Here is a 6,818-nt window from a genome sequence, read left to right as displayed (position 1 = left end):
GTTAAGAATTATCTTTCCCCTTGTCCCCTTGTCCCCCCATCTCCCCATCTCCTTGTCCCCTTGTCCCCCCATCTCCCCATCTCGCTTACTTCTTCTCCACACCACTAGTTTTCAAAACATCGCTCATAGTGGAGCAATAATTTGGTAATTTAAAGGTGGTAGGGTTGACTATTTCTTCGTAGGTAAAATGGCGATATTTCATGCAGAATCTATCCCATGCAGCCATTTGAATGTTGAAGGTTTTAACTATTAGATCTGCTAAAGATGATGATAGAGGAATGCGGAATAAAATCTTTTTGTCGAAATACTGGCAAATTTCTTCTATTGCTTCATTCGCTGTAATTTTTTCCTGTCCCAAAACATATTTTCTTGGATCTTCTGCTGTGGGAGGATTATCAATTAGATGTTTAATTACGGTAGCAATATCTTTCGCGTGGATGAAGTGAAAGCTACCATCTGCTTTCAAAAAGCGAATCAAATCAACGTATTTCGTGACTTCGGGAATACCGGATGTCACAGCAGAAAATGGTTTATTTTCATCTCCACCTACAACTAAGGTGGGGAAAACTTTGGTGATTTTCGGTGCGATCGCAAGTTTTGAAAATCTCCGCAAACAGTCGAATTTGGAACGAATATAATCTGTACCGAGTTCCCCTGCTTCTTTAAGAGGTTGATTTTTGCTATCTAAAACGCTAGCTGTAGAAAAATAAATTACCTGCTCGCATTTTTCTACATCTAACAGATTAAGCAATTCGATTGTTTTGACTACATTGATATCAAAAGTTCCCGTACCACCCCAAGCGGTTGCTGTTAAGACTGCTACATCTATAGTTTTGATCAATTCAGCAAAATCCCCGATTTTTTGCATATCACCCTGCAAAACATGGATACCAGCACGGGTTTCAGTATCAATATTCAATTTGTCTGGATTTCTCACTAACAAATACAACTCGTGTTCGGTTTCTCGTATCAATAGTTCGCTGATGTAATGACCGATACAGCCACTTGCACCTGTAACTAAAATCCGCTTCTGACTCATAGAATAATCTTAGGTTTTTATTGTTAGATGATTGTAATTACTTTTAACTTTTATACTCACAACTAACAACTACAACTAGATACCAAAAGTGTCGGGATGAAAAAAAGAGATGGGGAATGGGGGGACAAGGGGATGGGGAGATGGGGGGATTGGGAGATGGGGAGAGAAAATTTTGAATTCATAACTCCTCACTCCTAATTCCTAACTCCTCACTCCTCACTTCTACTTGCTTGCAGTTGCTAATACTTCGCTTTTGGCGGTATTTAACTGCTTTGCGGTTTCAAAGAAGAATGCGACGTTTTCTTCTGGTGTAGTAGGCATTACACCGTGTCCGAGGTTAAGAATGTGACCCCAATTTCCGGCTTTGCGGACGGTATCGTGAATGCGATCACGAATAAATTCTTTGGAGCCAAAAAGTACTCCTGGGTCAAGATTTCCCTGTACTTTCATTTCTTTACCCAATCTGACTCGCGCTTCTGCCATGTCTACTGTCCAGTCTACGTTGATTATATCCGCACCGGATTGACTCATTCTTTCTAATAAACCGGCACTTCCGCTCACTAAAAGAATTAATGGTGTATCTGGATGGGTTTGCTTGACTTGCTCGAATACTCTTTTTTGATAGGGTAAAGCAAACACTTCGTAATCTTGAGGACTCAATTGACCGGCCCAGGAATCAAACATTTGTACTACTTGAGCGCCGCAGTCAATTTGATAGCGGACGTAAGTAGCGATAGTATCTGATAGTTTGGTTAGTAGTTGGTGCAATATGGCAGGTTCTGAGAAAGCCATATTCTTGATAATCGAATAAGTTTTAGAACCTTTTCCTTCTACTGCATAAGCAGCTAAAGTCCACGGCGCACCAACAAAACCAAGTACTGTAGATTTATTACCTACTTCCGATCGCAACGACTCCAAAATAGTTTTGATAAATGGTAAAGATTCGTCGGGTTGCAGCGAATGTAGTTGATCAACTTGCTCTTGAGTACGAATAGGATTATCAATAATTGGTCCTTTTCCTTCAGCAATATCCATATCAATACCGATACCGGGTAAAGGAGTCACGATATCGGAGAACAAAATTACACCGTCGGGTTGAAAAGCTTTCCAAGGCTGCAAGGAAACTTCGATCGCAACTTCGGGAATTTCCGAACGCTGGCGAAAAGAAGGGTATTTTTCCCTTAAATCGCGATAAGCTTTCATATATCGTCCAGCCTGCCGCATCATCCACACGGGGGGACGGTCTACAATTTCTCCGCGAGCGGCTCGGAGCAAATGAGGCGTGTTAGAGGAAACACCCATTTAATAATTCTTCCTAAATAACTAGTTTATTGACAATAATCATGGTTATTAGATTATCATTCTTTGATTGCGCTTTTTCAGGCGTTTTGTTGCAAAATATTAAGTTGTCAAGTAAAGATTTTACAATTATTTTATCAAGGTTGAAATTTTTCTTTCGATGCTGTAAATATCCTGGTAAGAGTAGCTCATAAAAATAATCGAAAGGTGCTGCAATTGAAAAATATTTTTGACAATTTGATTGTAGTTGGTGCTAGTCGAGGAATAGGTGCTGCTGTCTGTGAGCATTTAGTTTCTCGCACTAATCGACTAATTTCAGTTTCCCGCTCTGCTTCTCCCTTTGGTGAATGGGTAAAAGCGGATATTAGTACAAAGAAAGGAATTGAAATTGTTAGTAATGCTTACGGTAATTGCGTGCTTGACGGTTTACTTTATATGGGTGGGACATGGGAAAACAACGCATTTACTCAAGAGTATTCTTTTGATAAATGCTCTGATGAAGATATTGAAAATGTATTATTGGTAAATCTTTTAGCTCCAATTCGTTTAACTAAATCCTTATTACCCAATCTTCGTAAATCTTCCAACCCAAAGATTATATTTATGGGTGCTTTATCTGGATTAGATAATTTTCCTGCAAGGGAAGTAGCAAATTCTGCTTCTAAATTTGGGTTAAGGGGTGTAGTTCATGCACTTCGAGAGGAATTACGTCAAGATAGAATCGCAGTCACAATTATTAATCCTGGAAATATCGGTACTCCAGAAGTGCTATCTGATTTGAGAGAAGCTGGGGAATCTGAAGGAAATGCCATACCTCTTCAAGACTTGTTACGAGTTATCGACTGTGTACTTTCTTTATCACGTTCTACCTGTATTAAAGAAATTCAAATTCCAGCTATGAGTGCGAAAGGAGCTTAAATATAAAAATTTTTAGCATTCGTGGAACTGATCAAAGGCGATTATTTTTCCCTACTTTCTAATATAAACACCGTAATTTCCGGACGCGAAGCAAATCTTAAATGTAGTCCAGTCATACCTATACCTCGATTGGTATATTCAAACATTTCTCCTATTTTGTAAAGTCCAGCATAATATTTTCGACCTAAACCCGGAAGCGCTGGTGGTTTTAAAAAAGGTAAACGTATTTGTCCCGCATGAGAATGTCCCGATAGTTGTAAGTCAAACCGATTTGTTGCAGCACTGGTATCTGCGAAATCTGGTTCGTGTGCGAGTAAAATTGCTGCACCATCAGTAGGTAATTCTTGTAATACCAAGTCCAAGCGGTCTTTACCTACCCAAACATCATCTACACCTGCAATATGCAGCATGGCATTATCTCGTTTGACCGTGTAAACTGTGTTGGCAAGATTCAGGATATTAGTTTGTGCTAAGACTTCGGTAATTTTTTTAGCATCAGCCCAGTAATCATGATTGCCTAATACTGCTACTGTTTGATGTGAAGCACTAAGCTGACCTAAAGTATCTTTTAGTTTAGGAATAAATTTAGCTTGACGACGAGTTACAAAATCTCCGGTAATGGCAATTAAGTCTGGTTTTTGTCGATTTACAAGCCGGAAAATATGATTCAACCGCCGTTTTTTAGTTTGTTTGTCAACATGAATATCGCTGATTTGTACGATACGATAGCCGTTAAACTCCGATGCTAAGTGAGGTAATTTTAGCTGTACATAATTGACATCAATCCAATTCGGTTCAATGAAGTGGGCGTATAATAAAGCGCAAATGCTAGTGATAAAAATAATTTTGACAACTCTTGACAGTAACATTCGAGCTTGAAGAAGCGTTTTTTGTTTCATTCATCGATTTTTCCTATTTCATCAGTCAGTACCAAAATATTGAATTTTTAATTATTTTGAACTGTTTCCCTCATATAGTTACAATAAAGGTTTGGAGCTTCAGGAGTATCCTTTTATGAGTCTTCCTATAGTAGCTATTATTGGTCGTCCCAACGTGGGAAAATCAACTATAGTCAATCGTTTCGCCAAACAGCAATCAGCTATCGTTCACGATGAACCCGGAGTGACGCGAGACCGTACTTACCTAAATGCATTTTGGGGCGATCGCGAATTTTTGGTAGTTGATACTGGTGGTTTAGTATTCAATGACGATACAGAATTTTTACCGATGATTCGTCAACAAGCAATGATAGCCTTGGCTGAAGCTAGTGCGGCTATTTTTGTTGTAGATGGACAAACTGGTGCGACACCCGCAGACCTAGAAATTGCGGAATGGTTACGGCATCAGTCAGTACCAGTATTGGTTGCTGTAAATAAATGCGAGTCTCCCGATCAAGGATTACTGCAAGCCGCCGATTTTTGGCAGTTAGGATTGGGTGAACCTTATGCGATGTCAGGAATTCACGGTAATGGAACGGGGGAATTACTTGATGCATTACTCGATCATCTTCCACCTACTTCTGAAATTGCAGACAACAATGAAATCAAAGTCGCAATTATTGGAAGACCAAATGTCGGCAAATCAAGTTTATTAAATGCTTTTGTCGGTAGTGAAAGAGCAATTGTTAGTCCAATCTCCGGTACTACTCGCGATGCGATCGATACCTTTATTGAGAAAGAAGGACAAGTTTATCGCTTAATTGATACAGCAGGTATTAGAAGAAAGAAAAACATTGATTACGGTACCGAATTCTTTAGTATTAACCGTGCTTTTAAAGCAATTAAACGCTCCAATGTGGTTTTATTTGTCATAGATGCTCTCGATGGCATCACCGACCAAGATCAAAAGTTAGCTGGAAGAATAATTGATGAAGGTAAGGCTTGCATAATTGTTGTAAATAAATGGGATGCGATTGAAAAAGATTCTCATACCATTTACGAATACGAAAAACACCTGTCAGGGAGACTGCATTTTTCCGATTGGTCGGAAACGATTTTTGTTAGCGCTTTAAAAGGACAGCGTGTAATCAAAATATTAGATTTAGTTAATCAAGCAGTAGAGCAACACAAACGTCGGGTAAGTACTTCAGTAATTAACGAAGTTTTAGAAGAAGCCCTTCGCTGGCATTCACCACCTGCTAGTCGTAGTGGGAAACAAGGCAGAATTTATTACGGAACTCAAGTTAGTACCGAACCTCCTACTATTGCTTTGTTTGTCAACGAAGCTAAACGTTTCAACGACAATTATCGTCGTTACATTGAGCGTCAATTCCGAGACCAACTAGGTTTTAAAGGAACTCCGATTCGTCTTTTATGGAGAAGTAAGAAAAATCGCGAAATGGAAAACGTCCCTGCTAACAGAGCAATTAGAGTCAAAGCAGTTTAAAGGTTGAAGGTCAATCGATTTTGGATTTTAGATTTTGGATTTTGGATTGACCGCTAAGTTACTAATTAGCCGTCATTTTTAAGTGAATGAGTACTTAAGAGATGACAAGGATTAAATACATCTATATCGTATTTTTTATAGTTTAAACTATTTGATATTGTACCGAAAAACAGAATTATTTAATCCAAAATCTAAAATCTAAAATCTAAAATCATATAACTCCTAACTATTAAATGGATTTACTACGTTCCCTACCATTAGGACTTTATTTAGAACAACCGATAACGTGGCTGCATAAATTAGACCCGCGAGTTAAGCTCATATGGTTGATGAGTTTTTTAACTACTTATATTTTTGCTAATACTTTATGGCGGGTAATACTTGTTGGGTTGCTGATTTTTACCACATTAATTTCCGGCATTCCTCGGAGAGTGTGGCAGAAACAAATGGGTTATTTACTATCAGTTTGCTTTCTGGTTTTAATTATTGCATCCTTAAGTCCTGATGGGATGGGAATTGACTATCAACCACGCTTACCCGAACAGCAGGCTATAGAAAAGCCACCATCCGATAGTACAGAAAATCCAATTTTATCAATATTTAATCCCCAGAATTACCAAAAATATAATTATGTACTTTTTGCCAAAGGACCCGTAAAAGTAACGCGGAATTCCTTTGATTTAGCATTGCGTTTAAGTACTATTTTTTTCACAGTTTTATACAGTACTACTTTATATTTACTGACAACTGCACCAGAAGAAATTACAGCCGGGATAGAAACCCTGATGCAGCCCTTAAGGCGATTTAAAGTGCCAGTTACCGAAATTGCTTTAACTTTAACTTTATCTTTGCGATTTATTCCTCTAGTTTTAGAAGAAATCCAAAATTTAGTTCGTTCAGTAATGACTAGAGCAATTAATTGGAAAAAATTAGGATTGAAAGGAGCAGTTAAAGTTTGGATGACGATCGCCGAGAGATTGTTACAAAATTTACTTCTGCGAGCCGATCAAATGGCTAACGGAATTGTAGTGCGGGGTTTTATTGGCCCCGATAAGCACCGAGTTCAATGGCATAATTTACGTTTAAAAACCTTTGACTGGATAGCAATTTTAGTATTAGTTTTATTTTGGGGAGTGAGGTTCGCGATCGGAAATGAGGTTAATTGAGAAGGGAGTTA

At 38.5% G+C, this 6,818-nt stretch carries 6 protein-coding genes; 3 read left to right on the top strand and 3 right to left on the bottom strand.

All coding sequences use genetic code 11. From position 1 onward, the window contains the following. Positions 1-85: 85 nt before the first annotated feature. Both VB797_RS08335 and hemE read right to left on the bottom strand, forming a co-directional pair. On the bottom strand, positions 86-1,039 hold the full coding sequence (locus VB797_RS08335) for an NAD(P)-dependent oxidoreductase (RefSeq protein WP_323237209.1): 954 nt from the start codon (positions 1,037-1,039) through the stop codon (positions 86-88). A 222-nt stretch (positions 1,040-1,261) separates the two neighbouring features. After that, positions 1,262-2,341, bottom strand: coding sequence for a uroporphyrinogen decarboxylase (gene hemE / locus VB797_RS08330; RefSeq protein ID WP_323237208.1), 1,080 nt, complete (start codon positions 2,339-2,341; stop codon positions 1,262-1,264). A gap of 204 nt (positions 2,342-2,545) precedes the next feature. Between hemE and VB797_RS08325 the strand changes: the two genes are divergently transcribed. After that, positions 2,546-3,256, top strand: coding sequence for an SDR family oxidoreductase (locus VB797_RS08325; RefSeq protein ID WP_323237207.1), 711 nt, complete (start codon positions 2,546-2,548; stop codon positions 3,254-3,256). Between the two features lie 41 nt (positions 3,257-3,297). Here VB797_RS08325 and VB797_RS08320 read toward each other — a convergent pair whose 3' ends face one another. Next, entirely contained in the window at positions 3,298-4,155 is an 858-nt protein-coding gene (locus VB797_RS08320) for a metallophosphoesterase (protein WP_323237206.1), read from the bottom strand. Between the two features lie 115 nt (positions 4,156-4,270). Between VB797_RS08320 and der the strand changes: the two genes are divergently transcribed. Then, entirely contained in the window at positions 4,271-5,641 is a 1,371-nt protein-coding gene (gene der / locus VB797_RS08315; RefSeq protein WP_323237205.1) for a ribosome biogenesis GTPase Der, read from the top strand. 233 nt (positions 5,642-5,874) lie between these two features. Continuing rightward, complete coding sequence (locus tag VB797_RS08310; RefSeq protein WP_323237204.1) at positions 5,875-6,807, top strand: energy-coupling factor transporter transmembrane protein EcfT; 933 nt, start codon at positions 5,875-5,877, stop codon at positions 6,805-6,807. Positions 6,808-6,818 lie beyond the last annotated feature (11 nt).

Source organism: Rivularia sp. UHCC 0363, assembly GCF_034931125.1.
GTDB lineage: Bacteria > Cyanobacteriota > Cyanobacteriia > Cyanobacteriales > Nostocaceae > Rivularia.
The sequence above is the reverse complement of the archived record's forward strand: the minus strand, read 5'-3'. Positions and strand labels throughout refer to the sequence as shown.

Coding starts and splice junctions, on each gene's coding strand:
- VB797_RS08335 (WP_323237209.1), bottom strand. CDS start 1,039: ATGAGTCAGAAGCGGATTTTAGTTACAGGTGCAAGTGGCTGTATCGGT.
- hemE (WP_323237208.1), bottom strand. CDS start 2,341: ATGGGTGTTTCCTCTAACACGCCTCATTTGCTCCGAGCCGCTCGCGGA.
- VB797_RS08320 (WP_323237206.1), bottom strand. CDS start 4,155: ATGAAACAAAAAACGCTTCTTCAAGCTCGAATGTTACTGTCAAGAGTT.
- der (WP_323237205.1), top strand. CDS start 4,271: ATGAGTCTTCCTATAGTAGCTATTATTGGTCGTCCCAACGTGGGAAAA.
- VB797_RS08310 (WP_323237204.1), top strand. CDS start 5,875: ATGGATTTACTACGTTCCCTACCATTAGGACTTTATTTAGAACAACCG.